Annotated in this window: 13 protein-coding genes; 10 read left to right on the top strand and 3 right to left on the bottom strand. The window is 43.9% G+C overall.

The genetic code is table 11. The features are described 5' to 3' along the window. Window positions 1–263 precede the first annotated feature (263 nt). Window positions 264–1,250, top strand: coding sequence for a hypothetical protein (locus tag PQO05_RS06215; protein ID WP_273631839.1), 987 nt, complete (start codon window positions 264–266; stop codon window positions 1,248–1,250). A 117-nt stretch (window positions 1,251–1,367) separates the two neighbouring features. On the opposite strand, the gene PQO05_RS06220 is transcribed toward PQO05_RS06215, so the two are convergent. Together PQO05_RS06220 and PQO05_RS06225 are read right to left on the bottom strand one after the other, a co-directional pair. Further along, the gene (locus tag PQO05_RS06220; RefSeq protein ID WP_273631840.1) at window positions 1,368–2,402 is read right to left on the bottom strand and encodes a tetratricopeptide repeat protein; all 1,035 of its coding nucleotides are present in this window, start codon (window positions 2,400–2,402) and stop codon (window positions 1,368–1,370) included. Window positions 2,403–2,459: 57 nt separating this feature from the next. After that, a complete protein-coding gene (locus tag PQO05_RS06225; RefSeq protein WP_273631841.1) occupies window positions 2,460–3,209 on the bottom strand; it encodes a M17 family peptidase N-terminal domain-containing protein in 750 nt (249 codons plus the stop codon). 352 nt (window positions 3,210–3,561) lie between these two features. Between PQO05_RS06225 and PQO05_RS06230 the strand changes: the two genes are divergently transcribed. The 9 genes from PQO05_RS06230 (at window position 3,562) to PQO05_RS06270 (ending at window position 16,403) form a co-directional block, all read left to right on the top strand. Next, window positions 3,562–6,003 carry an AsmA family protein gene (locus PQO05_RS06230; protein ID WP_273631842.1) on the top strand — a complete coding sequence of 814 codons (2,442 nt, stop codon included), beginning with the start codon at window positions 3,562–3,564 and terminating at the stop codon, window positions 6,001–6,003. Between the two features lie 761 nt (window positions 6,004–6,764). After that, window positions 6,765–7,940 (top strand): DUF5009 domain-containing protein, encoded by a 1,176-nt coding sequence (locus tag PQO05_RS06235; RefSeq protein ID WP_273631843.1) that lies wholly within the window; start codon window positions 6,765–6,767, stop codon window positions 7,938–7,940. A 17-nt stretch (window positions 7,941–7,957) separates the two neighbouring features. Beyond that, window positions 7,958–9,103, top strand: coding sequence for a glycoside hydrolase family 18 protein (locus PQO05_RS06240; RefSeq protein ID WP_273631844.1), 1,146 nt, complete (start codon window positions 7,958–7,960; stop codon window positions 9,101–9,103). 21 nt (window positions 9,104–9,124) lie between these two features. After that, window positions 9,125–9,886 carry a ThuA domain-containing protein gene (locus PQO05_RS06245; protein ID WP_273631845.1) on the top strand — a complete coding sequence of 254 codons (762 nt, stop codon included), beginning with the start codon at window positions 9,125–9,127 and terminating at the stop codon, window positions 9,884–9,886. A gap of 298 nt (window positions 9,887–10,184) precedes the next feature. Beyond that, on the top strand, window positions 10,185–11,216 hold the full coding sequence (locus PQO05_RS06250; protein ID WP_273631846.1) for a DUF6515 family protein: 1,032 nt from the start codon (window positions 10,185–10,187) through the stop codon (window positions 11,214–11,216). Window positions 11,217–11,429: 213 nt separating this feature from the next. Next, window positions 11,430–12,194, top strand: a complete 765-nt coding sequence (locus tag PQO05_RS06255; RefSeq protein WP_273631847.1) for an SDR family NAD(P)-dependent oxidoreductase — start codon at window positions 11,430–11,432, stop codon at window positions 12,192–12,194. 315 nt (window positions 12,195–12,509) lie between these two features. Beyond that, a complete protein-coding gene (locus PQO05_RS06260; protein ID WP_273631848.1) occupies window positions 12,510–13,418 on the top strand; it encodes a helix-turn-helix domain-containing protein in 909 nt (302 codons plus the stop codon). Between the two features lie 81 nt (window positions 13,419–13,499). Further along, complete coding sequence (locus tag PQO05_RS06265; RefSeq protein WP_273631849.1) at window positions 13,500–15,071, top strand: M20/M25/M40 family metallo-hydrolase; 1,572 nt, start codon at window positions 13,500–13,502, stop codon at window positions 15,069–15,071. 324 nt (window positions 15,072–15,395) lie between these two features. Continuing rightward, entirely contained in the window at window positions 15,396–16,403 is a 1,008-nt protein-coding gene (locus tag PQO05_RS06270) for an IS110 family RNA-guided transposase (RefSeq protein WP_273630628.1), read from the top strand. A 226-nt stretch (window positions 16,404–16,629) separates the two neighbouring features. Here PQO05_RS06270 and PQO05_RS06275 read toward each other — a convergent pair whose 3' ends face one another. Beyond that, window positions 16,630–17,076, bottom strand: coding sequence for a GNAT family N-acetyltransferase (locus PQO05_RS06275; RefSeq protein WP_273631850.1), 447 nt, complete (start codon window positions 17,074–17,076; stop codon window positions 16,630–16,632). Window positions 17,077–17,089: the final 13 nt, after the last annotated feature.

Raw genomic sequence — 17,089 nt, forward strand, 5'->3', positions numbered from 1 at the left:
CGAAAGCGTGATAAAATGATTTAAAGCCTGTGTTACCTTTCTGTTAGGCGCAATCCAACCGCTTTAAATCCCTCGCCCCACTTAACACATTTCTCATGTGCAAAAATCAAATAATGGATGATTGAAGAAACGTGGATTAATTGAGTTGCAAATTTAAATATGCAACACCTGCTACAACCTGATAAAATATTTACAGGTTTATTGTTGCGTAATTTTAGGTTTTCAATCGCATATCGAGATATACCTTATAAAACATTTAAAAAATGAATAAGTATACCCCCGCCGGCTTAAAAAGTGCAGCACTTGCAAGCCTGTTGTTTTTATTGTTAACCTCAGTTTGCAGCGCACAAGGCAACCTGTATGCTCAAAACAATACGGTAAGCTCCCGGCAGCCAAAGGCCTTTGCAGATGCGGCAGCAAATACGGATACCACAATTACTACCTATAAAAAAGTTAAACCAGTACGCACGGTGCCCTGGTTTGTAGATAAGTTTAAATTAACCGCCGGTTTTTTTGCCCCGGTTAATAATACCAACATCAGGGTTAATGGCACCAATGGTAAAATTGGTACCGATATTGATTTTGAAGACGACCTGGGTTTCAACAAAAATACCTCCACCTTTCTGGGCGATTTTCAATGGCGTTCATCAAGCCGCTCACGGTTCGATTTTAGTTACTATCGCTTAGACAGGAGCTCGAGCTACCAAATCCAAAAAGATATTAATTTTAATGGCAATACCTATAACATAGGTGCACAGATTGATGCTTACTTTAATTCTAACATCTACCGCTTATCTTATGGCTACGCCATTTTAAGCAAGCCAGATTATGAAGCCGGGCTTTTAATAGGTGCACACGTGGTTAGGTTTGGGATAGGTATTGCTGCTACCGGCAATAACATAAGCGGCAGTGCCTCAACCAATGTTGGCTTAACAGCACCACTGCCAGATTTTGGCCTCTGGGGCGGCTGGACTATGGGTAAACGCTGGGCCTTTAATGCCGAAGCCGATTATTTAGACGTTACGATAGATAACATTAGCGGCCGTATTATAGCCTACAATGCTGCTGTAACCTTTAGGGCAATTAAAAACTTAACTTTTGCCGCAGGGTACACCGGTTTAAATTTCAAGGTTGATGTTGACAGGGAAAAACTGGACGGCGAATTGAAATGGGGATATAACGGCCCATCTGTAACGGCCACCTTCACATTCGGCCGAAAGGGTTGGAATGTAAATCATGAAATGCAGTAGGGGAGATGTGAGATATTAGATATGAGATAAAACTCATCGTTGTCTCATACCTCACATCTCATATCTAAAGCGATGTGAGATTAGCGCATCCTCGTCTCACATCTCACATCTTATATCTCAATAGCCTCTCGGCGTATTTTGTAACCAGGTTGCCATGCCGTTTATCTGGTCTGTGTTTTGTTTGCCCCAGTTGGCGTTGTCGGCTTTAGGGTCGGTTAGGGCAATGGTGTGGGTAAGGGCAGGCATGTAGTTAGTTTGCGATAGCTTGTAGAAATAATCAACAAAGAACTTATCGAAAAACGATTTGTCGGCTTTCTTTGCAGATAGTTCGCCAACTATGCCAAATGTGGTTTTAAGCTGATACTCCAACAAAGCTAAACCGGCAAGCCCTTTGGTTTGTGCCGATAACATAGCCATGCTGATAGCCATATTGAACGTGCTGATTTCTTGCTGATCGCTTAGCGAAACCTGAAGTGTGGTTTTGCCATTGGCATCTTTCAATACACCTCCCTGCAAAATATGCTGGATATTACCGTAAGCCTCGGCCGCCCGCGCACCGGTTGGCTCCAGCAAAATAAAGCTGCAAAGCCCCATCAAAGCGTTAGCCCTTTTGTTTTGGTGAAAGCACACCAGGGCATATAAACGCTGGCTGCTGGCACTTTTGGGGTTATGCTTAATAGCTTCAATGGCAGCATTCTCGGCTTCAGGATATCGCTGCGCGCGCGAGTAGGCAATGCCCAGGTTATAATAAATCTGGGGGTAGTCGGGGTTTATTTTAATGGCTTCGTTATAAATATCAAACGCCTTGGCTGATTGATTATCCTGATCATAAATGCTGGCCAGCAAAGAGTAAGAGGCTACAACAAGATCTTTATTGGCTGATTTGGCTGCGATCTCTAAATGCGGAATAGCATCAGTAGGTTTCTTTAATTCATATAACGAAAACGCCAGCTCATAATGGGCATATTCGTTTTGCGGATCAACTTTTAAGGCCTCGTTAAATTTGGTAACAGCATCGGTATAATTGCCCTGGTTGTGGAAGGCAATACCTTGTTTTATTAAATCGTTAGCTGCATTATTTTGTGCCGATGCTGATAAATGGATGCAACAGGCCACAATTAGGGGTAATAATAATTTGTGAAGGTTTTTCATGCTTAAAACTAAAAAATGGTTTTGCTAAAGCCAAATGATTTATTTGTTAAGGCTGTATCAATTTACAGCAGGGCGGTAGGTTTGAATAAAAGCCTTAACGGCATCGCCGGATGGGGCAAAGAATGGCGGACCTGTTAGTAGTGTAATTTTGGTGATGGGTTTAGTATTGCTCAGGTTCTTACTTTTAAGGTACAGTTCAGTCTCATAAGCCTCTAAAGCACCCTTTATTACGTTACTGGCTACAATACCCGTTGGCGAATCAATACCTGCATCCTTTAAATCGCTGGCGTGCGAGTAACTGCTTACACCAAGGCGTAGGGCTTCGCGCATACCCACGCGGCCAACGTTTATCATCAGGTCGGGCGTAAAATTGTTGCGGTTGCCCAGGCCAATTAATAGTAATTTCTGTGCAGCTATGGTGCCTTTAGGTGGGGTAAGCAATAATGTTTCGAGCGCGTGGCCCGCAAACTTGCCACTTTTGCGCAGGTCGGTAAGCAGGCCGTTAAGGGCTTTGTCTACATGCAATAATCCGTTTGCGGCGGCGGGTAATGCCTGGGTGCTGGTGATATCGCCCTCGGTATATTCGAACACACAGATAATTTGCAGTGGTGTATCCTGGTTAGATGGGCTTTGCACCGTTGTGGTAATATCGATATGGTCAACTGTGCCCACAACTGCCGACGTGCCCACTGCCGGAAGTTTGGTTTGTGCCGATGCCGTATTTAGGTTTAATAATGCTACAGCAATTAATGTTATGGCCGATTTTAAGGTACTTCGGTGACTTTTCGGGGTGATGTTTTTAGTCATAGGGGTGATGTTTTGAATACAGTTGAAGGTAAGCAAAATTGAAATAGCAGAAAGTTGAAAATAGAGGTTTTATAGTTGCCTTATAAAACTACCTGTATTCTTTAGATTATACCCCTTATTAAAGTTAGAAGTGGTGGCACTGTCATTGCCTTCCCCTAAATTAGGGGAACACGAAGTTGGTGCAATTTGCAGCAACGTTAATAAGGGGTAGAACTTAGGTAGATTGAATTTGTAGGTAATCTGCTCCTCCAAATTGTATCAAATGCCAATCTGCAACAGCAATAATTTGGCTTTCAAACACATTTGGGTTATTTGGTTGTATATTGTATATAATTATTACCTCAATTTATTTATGGCAAGTTGGTTAAAATGGGTGCTCGGTATATTAGGCGGACTAATATTACTGGTTGTTTTGCTTTTAGTTGGAGCAACTCTTTACATCAATAGCCATAAAGCCAAGGTTATTGCACTCATTAATACCGAGCTTAATAAGAATATCGATGGTTCACTGTCGATAGGTGACATGAGCCCTTCGTTTTTCAGAAGCTTTCCTGGTGTATCGCTTTCTTTAAAAAATGTTATTGTACGCGACAGGAAATGGACCGAACACCGCCATACACTTTTAGACTCGAAAGATTTTGATGTTTCTGTAAATGCCGCTGCGCTTTTGCATGGTACAATAGATATTAACCATGTGGATATTAATGACGCCGCAATTGATATTTACACCGATACCTCGGGCTATAGCAATACTTCTGTTTTTAAGAAAAATAAAAGCAAACCGAAAAATCCCAAAGATAAAGGCAGCACATCGGCACAACTGAGCCGGTTTAATCTGCACAATGTTAGCCTCACCATAGATAACCAGCACGGCGGCAAGCTGTTTAAATTTGATGTAAACGAGTTGAACGGCAAGATGGATTTCCCGGATTCGGGTTGGACAGCACAGGTACACATGAAGGTAATGTCGCGCAGCCTGGCATTTAATTTATCGCACGGCAGCTTTATTAAAGATAAACTGATTGAAACTGATATGGTGGCCGGGTATAACGAAACCAGTAAAAAGATCAACATAAAGTCAGACAATTTTAACATAGCCGGCGATAACTTTACATTGAATGCCTTATTTGCACCCGCTGCCAAATCGATGAACTTTGCCTTCCATCTAAAAGTTAATCAAATACTTTGGCGCAATGCCGCATCGCTGGTATCGGCTAATATTACTAAAACACTTAACAAGTTTAATTTAGATAAACCAATTGATGTTACCGCCAATATAGATGGCAACTTTGGCGGTGGCGAACCATTGCTTTACATCACCGCAACAGTAAAAAACAACAGGCTTACCGTACCGGGTGCTGTAATTGACAACTGTAATTTTAACGGGATATTTACCAATAACTACGTAAAAGGCAAGGGACTGGGCGACGAAAACTCCATTATTCATTTCACCAAACTTTCCGGCAGTTTCAAGGGCATACCTTTTAAAGTTGATACTGCCAGTGTCATTAACCTCACAACGCCAATTGCTACCGGCGTATTACAGGCAAATTTTCCGCTTACGGATATGAACGAGCTGTTCGCCAAAGTTCTTCGCTTTAACATGGGAACCGCCGATTTGCTATTACATTTTAGAGCAGACATCATTAACTTGCAACTAAACAAGCCTTATGTTGCCGGTAACATCAACATCAATAATGCCGAATTTACTTATTTGCCCAACAGCCTCAATTTAAAGAAAACTTCCCTCTCTATGCAATTCACAAATGGGAATCTGATGCTCAACAACATTAGGGTACAGGTTGGCCAAAGCATTGTAACCATGAACGGCAGGGCCGATAACCTGATGAACTTGTACTACAATGCACCTGAGAAGATTGTGGTTGATTGGAATGTTAACAGTCCGCAGATCCATTTAGCCGAGTTTCTGGGTATTATAAACAGGCGCAAAAAAGCTGCGGTTAAAAGTTCGGCAAAGGGTAACAGCAGCAATATGGTAGATCAGTTTACCAACGTGATCAACAAATCGCAGGTGAATTTGAATATGCAGGTTGCCAATGTACATTACAACAAGTTTCTGGCTACCGATGCCAAAGCGAAGCTGAAATTATCTGAAGATGGGATCGAAATTAAAGACATCGCCCTGAAAACTTCCGGCGGCACGTTGGCTATTAGGGGGCGCATAGTGCAGGATGATGTGGCCAACCGTTTCGATGTAAGCACGGTGATAAGCCACGTTAACATTCATGATTTCTTTTATGCCTTCAACAATTTCGGCATCACAGCCCCAACTTATGAAAATTTGAAAGGTCTGTTATCAGCCAAAGCACAGCTTGCAGGGACTTTCAACGGGCATGGAGGTATCCTGTCGCAATCTTTAAAAGGTATGGTACTGCTCAATTTAACAGATGGTGCCTTAATTAATTTTAACCCGCTAAAAACGGCCGGTAAAATTGCATTTCCGTTCCGTAACCTCAATAACATCCAGATCCCCAACCTCGATGCCGAGTTTGATATTAACGGCAGGATGATCACCATTAAACCTATGAAACTAACCTCGAGCGTAATTAATGCCGATGTTGCCGGGGTATACGGCTTGGATAGGGGTACAGATATAACTATGGATGTACCGCTCCGTAATCCCAAAAACGATACCACCATTACCGATAAGGAAGAGTTGAAAAAGAAACGCTATAAGGGCATCGTGCTACACCTCGCCGCCAAAGATGACGGCACCGGTAAAGTGAAAATCGGGTTTAATAAGGATAGGAAGAAGGATAAAGAGGAAGAGTAGCCGAGTGGTTACACCTTAAATAAACCACGTCATTGCGAGCGATAGCGTGGCAATCCCCGACCGATTAACACTGACTTCAATAACGCAGAAACTATTATAAATGGTTTGTGCGAATAATTAATGTCAGTCCCGCTCAATCGCCGCGGGTAGGCTGTTACTTTTGGCTTGATCCAAAAGTAACCAAAAAATCAAGACAGAAAAAAGCTCCACCGCACAAGGCTCACCCTCGGCCCCGCTTTTCTGTCTGGGCCACCGCTTCTTTTGATTGTCCTGATACCGCTTTGTTGTTATTCATTGTCTTGATTCTTGGCTCTCGATTCTTGATTCTTTCTTCTGGCAAACAGCTTCGGCCAAAAGCGGGCAGAACAATGTTGGCCTCGTGCGCCGGAAAGAGGCATTGGAGATTTTGCAGAAGGGTTGAATTGTGCGAACGCAAGTAGGGCAAAAGATCCCGTCCCGATAGCTATCGGGATGTGTTGTTCTGAACGCTGTGCAGCATGGCCTTGTGCGCAAAGAAGCCTTTTGCCGATGGGCGCTTTGGTTACTTTGGCGCTCCAAAGTAACAGCCTACCCGAGGTGATTGAGCGGGACTACCGACAATAAGCATACAACCCCTTAATAATACAGCTACCTCCTCATCGCTTGAGGCCTTACATGGCGATTAGCCTTTCGGTCAACCCAGCATCTCAAAAAATAAATTCCCCTTAACCATTTGCACCACCCAATTGATACGCTATATTTAAGAAATATTGCCTCTCACAATGCAAACTTTACCTAAGCGCCTGTTATCGATAGATGTACTGCGGGCGCTTACCATGTTTTTAATGATTTTTGTGAACGATGCCAGCGGGGTAAAACACATCCCCGAATGGATAGATCACGCCGCCGGTGATACCGACGCGATGGGTTTTGCCGATACCATTTTCCCGGCTTTCCTTTTCATATTGGGCTTGTCGCTGCCCTTTGCCATCAACAACCGCATTAAAAAGGGCGAATCATCCAAAAACATCCTCATTTACATTTTAACCCGTAGTGCAGCGCTGCTCATTATGGGGTTTTATCATGTTAATCTCGAAAGTTATAATTCGAAGGCCGCACTGATACCCAAAGCCGCCTGGGCATTGATAATTACGGTTGCGTTTTTCCTCATCTGGCTGGATTATCCCGAAACCATGAAGAAGGCCCGCAAGTATGCCTTGATGGGGTTAGGCATTATATTGCTTATTGCCATGGCTGTAATTTACAAAGGTGGCAAAGGCGATCATATAACCTGGATGCGCACTTCGTGGTGGGGGATACTGGGTATCATTGGCTGGTCGTATTTGGTTTGTGCCTGTATCTATTGGCTATGTAAAGGCCGGTTAAGTGTGTTGATTATTGCAGTGCTTGTTTTTGTAGGCATCAACATAGCAGAGCATACCGGAATTTTAACCGAAAAGCTATGGATAATAGGGGATGCATCGGCAGTAAGCTTAACTATGGGTGGCATTATTATCTCGGGATTGTATGCCAAATGGGTAGAGCAGGGCAAAGCCCGGTTGATCCCTGTAACATTTATTGTAATTGGAGTATTACTCATCGCCGCTGGATTGCTGATCCGCCCTTATGCTGATGGTATTTCTAAAATACGCTCAACCCCCGCCTGGATATTTATCTGTGCCGGTATTACCATACTCATGTTTCAGTTGTTTATTTACATTGTGGATATGCGGGGGCAAAAAAACTTTTTGAAAGCTATCCGCCCGGCAGGTACCAGTACATTAACATGTTATTTAATGCCTTACTTCCAGGTGTTTTTGATGGAGCTTTTCGGTATCAAATTTCCGTATCTGTTAAGAAATGGAATGGTTGGCTTGCTACGTTCGTTCGCTGTGTCGTTTATATTAATATGGCTCGTAGGGTTGATGGAAAAGAAACGCTTACGACTAAAAATTTAACAATTATCACAATTAAAATGATGCTTAAAAAGATTTTGCCGCTGCTACTTGTTGCCTTGTTTGTTACCGCAATAGTGTTTACATCAAAAGCCCAATCTGCTAAAAATAAGTACGTAGTAATTGGCTACGTTGGAGGCTATAAAGGTTTGTATGATACCACCATGGTTGATGCCCGTAAACTAACGCATATCAACTACGCCTTTGTAGACCTGCAGGATAACCGGGCCTACTTAAGGCACCGCCGTACAGATACCACCAATTTACAAAACCTGGTTAAGCTGAAAAAGATAAACCCCGATCTGAAAGTGCTTATCTCTATCGGTGGATGGGCGTGGAGCAATAATTTTTCGGACATGGCGCTTAGCGATACTTCCAGGTTAGCCTTTGCGAAGAGCGCGGTCGGCATCATCAGGCAATATAAACTGGATGGGATTGATATTGACTGGGAGTACCCCGATAACAAAGGAGCCGGCAATATATTCCGTGCCGAAGATAAGCAGAACTACACGCTGATGTTTAAAGCCCTGCGCCAACAACTGGATACATTGGAAAAAGAAACAGGTAAAAAGCTTTTGCTCACTGCCGCGGTTGGAGGTTTCAAGCGCTTTCTACAGCATACAGAAATGGATAAGGTAGCCAATTACCTTAACTATATAAACTTGATGACCTACGATTACCTGCAGGATAGCCTGGGGATCACTGTACACCATACCAACCTGTATGCATCAAAAAAATATTATACCCGTGACGATGCCAATGATGCTGTAAAAGATTTTGTGGCCGCCGGGGTACCGCGCAACAAACTGGTAATGGGCATTGCTTTTTACGGTCGATCGTACCGGGTGGCAACAGATAGTACTAACCACGGCTTAGGCGTAAAAACGGTAGAACGTATGAGAGGCAGTGGCTATACTTTTATTAAAGACAGTCTCTTAAACCAAAACGGATTTAAATATTACCGCGATAATGGCGCTAAAGCAGCGTACCTGTATAATGCAGAAACCAAACAATTTATCAGTATGGACGATGAATGGTCGGTGCAAAAGAAATGCGATTATGTGAAGAAGAGCGATATGGCCGGTGTGATGTTCTGGGAGTATGTAGAAGATAAAAAAGAATATTTGTTGAACGAGATTAACAAGGATTTTAAAAAATCGCGTTAATTAGTGCTACATCCCTCACTTATGAAAAACATTGTCTTATTATTATTTACAGTACTGTTTGGTATCGGTAATTTATTTGCACAGACCAAAGCACCACGGTTTAAAGTGATAGCGCTCTATGAAAACGGCGGTCACCATGTAGAATACTCTAAAGCTGCCAGGCATTGGCTCGATTCGCTAGCTGCGGCCCGCAATTTCAGCATTGATTATATCCAGAATACCGATAAAATTGATGATGCTTTTCTGGCTAATTACCAACTGTTCATCCAGCTCGATTACCCGCCTTACGCCTGGAAAGAAAAGGCTGTAACGGCTTTCGAAAACTATATTAATGAAGGTAAAGGCGGCTGGATAGGCTTCCATCACGCTACCTTATTGGGTGAGTTTGATGGTTACCCGATGTGGCAATGGTTTCACGGGTTTATGGGTGGCATTAGGTTTAAAAACTACATCGCCACCTTTGCCAAAGCCAAAGTAAATATTGAAGATAAAAAGCACCCGGTTATGAAAGGTGTTTCGCCATCATTCATCGTGCAGCAGGAAGAATGGTACACCTACGATAAAGACCCGCGCCCCAATGTGCATGTACTGGCATCGGTTGATGAATCGACCTACGAACCTAACTCAGACATTAAAATGGGTGACCACCCCGTGGTGTGGACCAACACCAAATACAAAGCCCGTAACATATATATTTTTATGGGCCATTCGCCCGTATTGTTTAGTAGTAAAGATTATACAACGCTGTTTACAAACGCAATTTTTTGGGCTGCCCAAAAGTAGTACGTCATCCCGTCCCGACTATTGTTGGGATCGGATATTGTATGTTTGATTAGTCTAAGTTTACCCCTTATTAACGTTGCTGCAAATTGCACCGGCTTAGTGTTCCCCTAATTTAGGGGAATGCAATGACAGGGCTGCCACTTCTAATACTAATAAGGGGTAGAAAATGGAGTATAGGTTGGATAAGCGCATTTATAAAGTTCATCACTTATATTTTAGACGGAAATAAAACTTTATCTTCACTATAGCTATTCTATGTGATAGCATAGTACATCAATCCAATACCCCTTCAAAACCTATGAAAAAACATTCTCCAAAATGGATGGCAACGGTATTGTTGTCGGCCACATTTATTATGATTCTTGATCCCATTGTACCTGCCTTTGCACAAAGGCACGGAGGTGGTGGGCATCCTGGCGGAGGTCAACATTCAGGTGACGGCGGTCGTCCCCCAGGAGGAGGAGGGCATCCAGGCGGTGGTCAACGTCCGCCTGGCGGTGGCGGTCATCCGGGCGGCGGTCAGCGTCCTCCGGGTGGAGGAGGGCATCCTGGTGGTGGTCAACGTCCGCCATCAAATAATCACAGGCCACCAGGAGGTAGTCATCCGGGTAATAATCATCGTCCGCCATCTAACAACCACAGGCCGCCAAGCAATAACCACCGTCCTCCGATAAATAACCACCGTCCGCCAGGTAATAACCACAGGCCTCCTGCTAATAATCATCGCCCACCTGTAAACAACCACAGGCCGCCGGTTAATCACAGGCCTATTACCAACAGGCCAGGTTATGGATATCGTCCGCCGGTAGCAAGGCCGCCTGTGTTCAGGCCTGCGCGCCCTGTGTATGTATACCGCAGGCCATATCATAGCTATTATTATCATCCTTACCGTCCATATTACTGGGGCCCGTCATGGCATCCGCTTGGCTTTGTTGTAGCGGCACTGGCAACTACGGCTATTGCTATTGCGGTTAATAACCAGCATTACCACTACGTTAATGGTGTGTACTACGAACCTTATAACAGCAGTTACCGCGTAATACCCGCACCTGTTGGCGCTTCAATTACCGTACTGCCCGATGGTTATACCGTAGTGCCGGTTTCGGGAGTAAGCTATTACTATTATGGCGGTGCATATTATACGCGGTATAGCGGTGGCTATCGTGTAGTTGGCCCTCCTGTTGGCGCAGTTGTAGTTAACCTGCCCGATGGTGCTGCCGAAGCTACAATCAGCGGCAACCGTTACCTGGTTTATAACAATACCTATTATCAGCCGGTAGTAGTTAATGGGGCAAATAGTTATGAGGTGGTGGATATTAGAGCACGATAGATTGATTTCGGATTTCGGATGTTCGATTTCGGATTTATGTCAAGTTTAGACATTTTCGAAATTGAACATCCGATATTATATCAGATGATAAAGCAAATCCGAAATAGAACATTCGAAATCCGAAATATATTTGAATTATACAAATAACCGATTGATTGTTACAAACAGCCTGATGGTTAATCTTGCCACCTTTGTATTACAAAAACAAACAAGATGGAAAGTAAAAGTAAAATTGCATTAGTAACCGGCGGAAGCCGGGGTTTGGGCAAAGATATGGCGTTGCGCCTTGCCAAAAAGGGACTTGATGTGATACTAACCTATCATAGCAAAGCAGATGATGCTCAGAACGTTGTTGCCCAGGTTGAACAGGCCGGACAAAAAGCCGCAGCCCTGCAACTCAATACCGGCGACCTGAAAAGTTTTGATGCATTTATCGGTCAACTGAAAGAGGTGCTGACTAATAAATTCAATACCGATCATTTCGATTTCTTAATCAACAATGCAGGGGTTGGTGCAATTGCACCGATTAAAGATGTAACCGAGGAACTGTTTGATGAACTATTGAACGTGCACTTTAAAGGTGTTTATTTCTTTACTCAGAAATTGATCCCGGTGCTGAACGATGGTGGTGGTATCATCAATATATCATCAGGATTAACCCGCGTAAGTTTTCCTGGTTCATCGCCCTATGCTTGCATGAAGGGCGCTATAGAAGTGTTTACCCGTTACCTGGCCAAAGAGCTTGGACCGCGCGGCATCAGGGCTAATACGATTGCGCCGGGTGCTATAGCTACCGATTTTAACGGTGCCCATGTACGTAACAGCGAAGATACTCAAAAAGCAATAAGCAGCATTACCGCATTAGGCCGTGTAGGTGTTGCTGAAGATATTGGCGGCGTAGCTGCTTTCCTGTGTACCGAAGATGCCCGCTGGGTTAACGCACAAAGGATTGAAGCATCGGGTGGTATGTTTGTGTAAATAAAATTTACAGGGATTGGCCTGTGTGTTAGATTCCCCTCTTGAGAGGGGCAAGGGGTGTGTCCTTTAATAAAGAAGAACACACCCCTGCCATCGCGCCATCCAGCCCGCCCCCTCTCAAGAGGGGAATGTAAAGTTGGATAGATATATCGTGTAATATAGGCTTGTGCGTTAGGATTCCCCTCTTGAGAGGGGCAAGGGGTGTGTCCTTTAATAAAGAAGAACACACCCCTGCCATCGCGCCATCCAGCCCGCCCCCTCTCGAGAGGGGAATTAGCAAGAACGAATACCTATATTTGAATTATACAAAACCCAATGATCGGCCAAACCACACTTGATGACTTTTACCAACGGAACAGCGCCCCGCTGCCCGAAGGTGTAGCGCGTGAGATTGGCCATTTCAATGTATTTGAAGCCGAGAAGTTGTTCGATAAAAAAACGGGCTCGCGCATAATGCCTTACAGCAGGCGGGCGTACTACAAAATCAGTTGGTTGCAGGGCAAAAGCAAGGCCGAATACGCCGATAAGGTAATAGATATTAAACAAAGTGCCTTGCTGTTTGCCACGCCGAAAATACCCTACCACTGGTTGCCTGCGGATAGCAATCAGTACGGTATGTTCTGCATTTTTACGCCCGACTTTTTAACCCAGGGTAAAAGTGGGGTGCTGTTGGATGAACTACCGATATTTCAGCCGGGACAATTGCCCGTGTTCCAGCTTTCGGGTGAAGAGGTTAAGGAAGTCGAGTACATCTTCCGTAAAATGATCCGCGAGATTGGGGCCGATTATCAGTATAAATATGATCTGCTGCGCAACCTTGTTCTGGAACTTATTCATTACGGGCAAAAGTTGCAGCCTATGTCGGCCATGAGTGCTACGCAGAATGCTTCTGAAAGGATTTCGTCCCTGTTTGTCGAATTGCTGGAAAGGCAGTTTCCACTCGAATCTCCTCATCAAAAGCTAACCCTGCGTACCGCCAAAGATTATGCCGACCGCCTGGCTGTGCATGTAAACCACCTGAACAAAGTTTTAAAAGAAGCTACCGGGCATACCACAACCGAGATTATTAGTAACAGGGTGATCCAGGAAGCTAAGATCCTGCTCAAACAAACCCATTGGAGCGTGAGTGAAATTGCCTATGCTTTGGGTTATGATGATCTGGCGCATTTCTCTAAATACTTTAAAAAGCAAACCAACTTTACTCCAATAGCTTTCCGCGCCTGATGCCCGATTGGTTGCGTTTGGAAACTAAAATGATACATTCCCTGTAAGATACTTCTCGGCCTGATTTTCTAAATTAGGTTCATGAAAATTTCTCATCACCCTTTAAATCTTAATAACTGGCGCAAAACCATGCCCGTTGTATTAGGACTAATGCTTTGCAGTAGTTTAGGCTTTGCCCAAACGCCTGACAAAAGCGTTATTGATGCCATTGTAAAAGAAGAAACCGATAACTCGCAGGTGCACAAACTGGCGCACGAACTGTTTGATGAAATTGGGCCGCGCCTGGTAGGCACGCCGCAAATGAAACAGGCGAACGACTGGGCTGTAGACAAATATAAAAGCTGGGATATACAAGCACATAACGAAAAATGGGGCGAGTGGCGTGGCTGGGAACGCGGCATTTCGCACATTGATATGATTTACCCTCGCGTAAAATCGCTGGAGGGTACGCAGCTGGCCTGGAGCCCGGGTATGGGTAAAAAGACGGTTACTGCCGAAGTGATTATTTTACCCGATCTGGCCGATTCTGCTGCTTATGCCGCCTGGATGCCGAGTGTAAAAGGTAAACTGGTAATGATTTCCATGAACCAGCCAACCGGCAGGCCCGATTATAACTGGCAGGAATTTGCCTTGAAGGAATCATTCGACAAGATGAAGGCTGAGCGTACTGCCATGACTGATGCCTGGAAAAAACGCATCACCAAAACAGGGTATAACACCAAAACATTACCACTTGCTTTAGAGAAAGCAGGTGCGGCTGGTATTTTAACTAATACCTGGTCTGCAGGGTTTGGGGTTGATAAAATCTTTAGCGCTTATACCAAAACTATACCTACGGTTGATATTGGGCTGGAAGATTACACCCTGCTTTTTCGTTTGACAGAAGGTGGCATGATCCCGAAACTGAGCATCCATACAGAATCGAAAGAATTAGGCGTGGTGCCAACGTTTAACACCATTGCCGAAATTAAGGGAACCGAAAAACCTGATGAGTATGTAATGCTTTCTGCTCACTTCGACTCGTGGGATGGTGGTACTGGTGCAACTGATAATGGTACAGGTACTTTGACCATGATGGAGGCGATGCGCTTGTTAAAGAAATTCTACCCACACCCTAAACGTACCATACTGGTTGGCCATTGGGGTAGTGAGGAAGAAGGCCTGAACGGTTCTCGCGCTTTTGTGGAAGATCACCCCGAAATTGTAAAGAATCTGCAAGCTTTGTTTAACCAGGATAACGGTACAGGTCGTGTGGTTAACCTATCTGGACAAGGTTTTGCTGACGCGAAAGATTACCTGGGCCGTTGGTTGGCTTCTGTTCCTGATACCTTGAAAAATCGCATCAAAACAACCTTCCCAGGCACGCCGGGTGGTGGCGGGTCTGACTTTGCTTCATTTGTAGCTGCTGGCGCTCCGGGCTTTTCACTGGGTTCGTTGAACTGGTCGTACGGTTCATATACCTGGCATACTAACCGCGATACTTATGATAAGGTGATCTTCGACGATCTGAAAAATAACGCCATGCTGGCCGCTATTATGGCTTACTTAGCCAGCGAAGATCCGGCTAAAACAACAACTACTAAAGCCGAAGGCGTTAAGTGGCCTGTGCCGGTTAAAGCAATCAGAAGAGGTGGGTTGGACCCGGTAAAATAAAACTGATTCTATATAAGAAATAAAAGGTTTGTCATTTCCTTTAGATTAGCTTCAACACAGTAAACAGGTTGTTATTATTGTTAAAGGTTTCTTTTTGCTTCTTTTTCTTTGTTAATAACCTCGAATTTTGTGGATAAAGTTAACAGCGGTAAAGGCGCATTATTGTCATTTCCAGGTATTGAGGCCTATCGTTCGATTTACTCCTTTACCGCTTGTTTTAAACTAAGGCATCAAATAGAAATTAGAGTTCACGAGGCTCATTAGTAAGGAATTGATGGTGTTTAAAACATGTTAACTGTTTACTTACATAAACAGTGTAAAGTTATGGAATTTGAGTTTTTCATCGGTATCGATGTGTCAAAAAATGAACTGGATTTTGCAATTCAGCAAGGGGATCGATTCTTACTTCACAGAGAGATCGCTAATGAGCCATCGGCAATAGGCTCTTTTATCAAAGAGTTGAATAAGCTTCCGGGTTTCAAGCTGGACAAGGCCTTGTTTTGCATGGAGCACACCGGCATCTACAACAATCATTCGCTGGCTTGCCTACAAAAAAAGAAAGCCCATATCTGTCTGGAAGCAGCTACCCAGATCAAGAACTCATTAGGAAATATTCGGGGCAAGAACGATAAGATAGATGCAAAACGGATCGCTGGCTACGCTTATGATAAACGAAATAAGCTAAGCCTATGGGTTCCAAAACGCGAAGTTGTACAACAGCTGGCCCATCTTTCGGCCACACGTTTGCGATTAATAACGATCAAAAAACAACTCAAGGTCCCGCTAAACGAGCATGCCGTGTTTAACTCCGGTAAGATAGCAAGGCAAAGCCTGCAGATCTGTAGTCATTCATTAAAAGCGATCGATGAGGATATTAAAAGGGCAGACAAAGCCATTGAGCAAATAATCCAGGGAGATACAGAACTTAGTCGCTTATTCAGTCTTGTCACCTCGGTAGTGGGTATCGGTAAAGTGACTGCGCTTCAGACCATTATTACGACCAATGAATTCAAGGACATTAATAACCCTAAAAGCTTTGCGTGTTACTGTGGTGTAGCTCCATTCAAAGAGGATTCCGGTAAGGTTGTCAAAAAAGCCAGGGTATCGCACATGGCAAATAAAAAGGTGAAAACTTTATTGCACCTATCGGCCATCGTTGCTATACAATATAACGCAGATCTAAAACGGTTTTATGAACGTAAGGTATTAGAGGAAAAGAAGAATAAGATGAGTGTGATTAATGCGGTCAGAAACAAACTCATCTTGCGTATTTTCGCTTGCGTAAACCAAAACAGGCCGTACGAAAAAAATTATCATAAATTAATTGCATAGATCATAGAAATCGAACGAGCGGGTAAGGAAATTGTGCGCAGGCGCGAGGAGAAATCTTCTGCTTCCTGCTTAAAGCTATATATCGTATAAGATTTCTCACCCTTGCCTAACACATCCCTACGCTTCAAGGGTTCGAAATGACAAAGCTTTTATTTGAGGAGATCGATATTAAATAAAGAAGCCTTTCGAAAACCAATTCGAAGGGCTTCTTTTATGTTGAAATAGTTTAATCCCTGATCATTTCCACATGGTCAATCCCGTCTTCGTCATAATGCTCGCCATCGGTTTTAAAGCCGAAGATCTCGTAAAATTTAATGGCGTAAGCCTGCGCCCCAATACGGATAGGTTGCGGGCCGAAAAATAAGTCGCAATCATCAATAGCTGCCTGCACTAAAACTTTACCCATGCCTTTTCCGCGTACAGAATCACCGGTAACAATACGACCGATCGAAATTTCATTGTATGATAAACCTGCAGGTACCAGGCGCGCATAGGCCACCAGTTCGTCGCCGGTGTACAACATGGTGTGGTAGCATTTTTGGTCTTTGTTATCTGCGTCTAAAAACACGCAGTTTTGTTCAACCACAAATATTTCGCTCCGTAAGCGCAGTATGTCGTAAAGCTCTGTTGGGGTCAATTCCGCAAATGCCTTGGTTACTTTCGTGTACTTCATAATCTAACAAAAC

This window comes from Mucilaginibacter jinjuensis (genome assembly GCF_028596025.1).
Lineage (GTDB): Bacteria > Bacteroidota > Bacteroidia > Sphingobacteriales > Sphingobacteriaceae > Mucilaginibacter > Mucilaginibacter jinjuensis.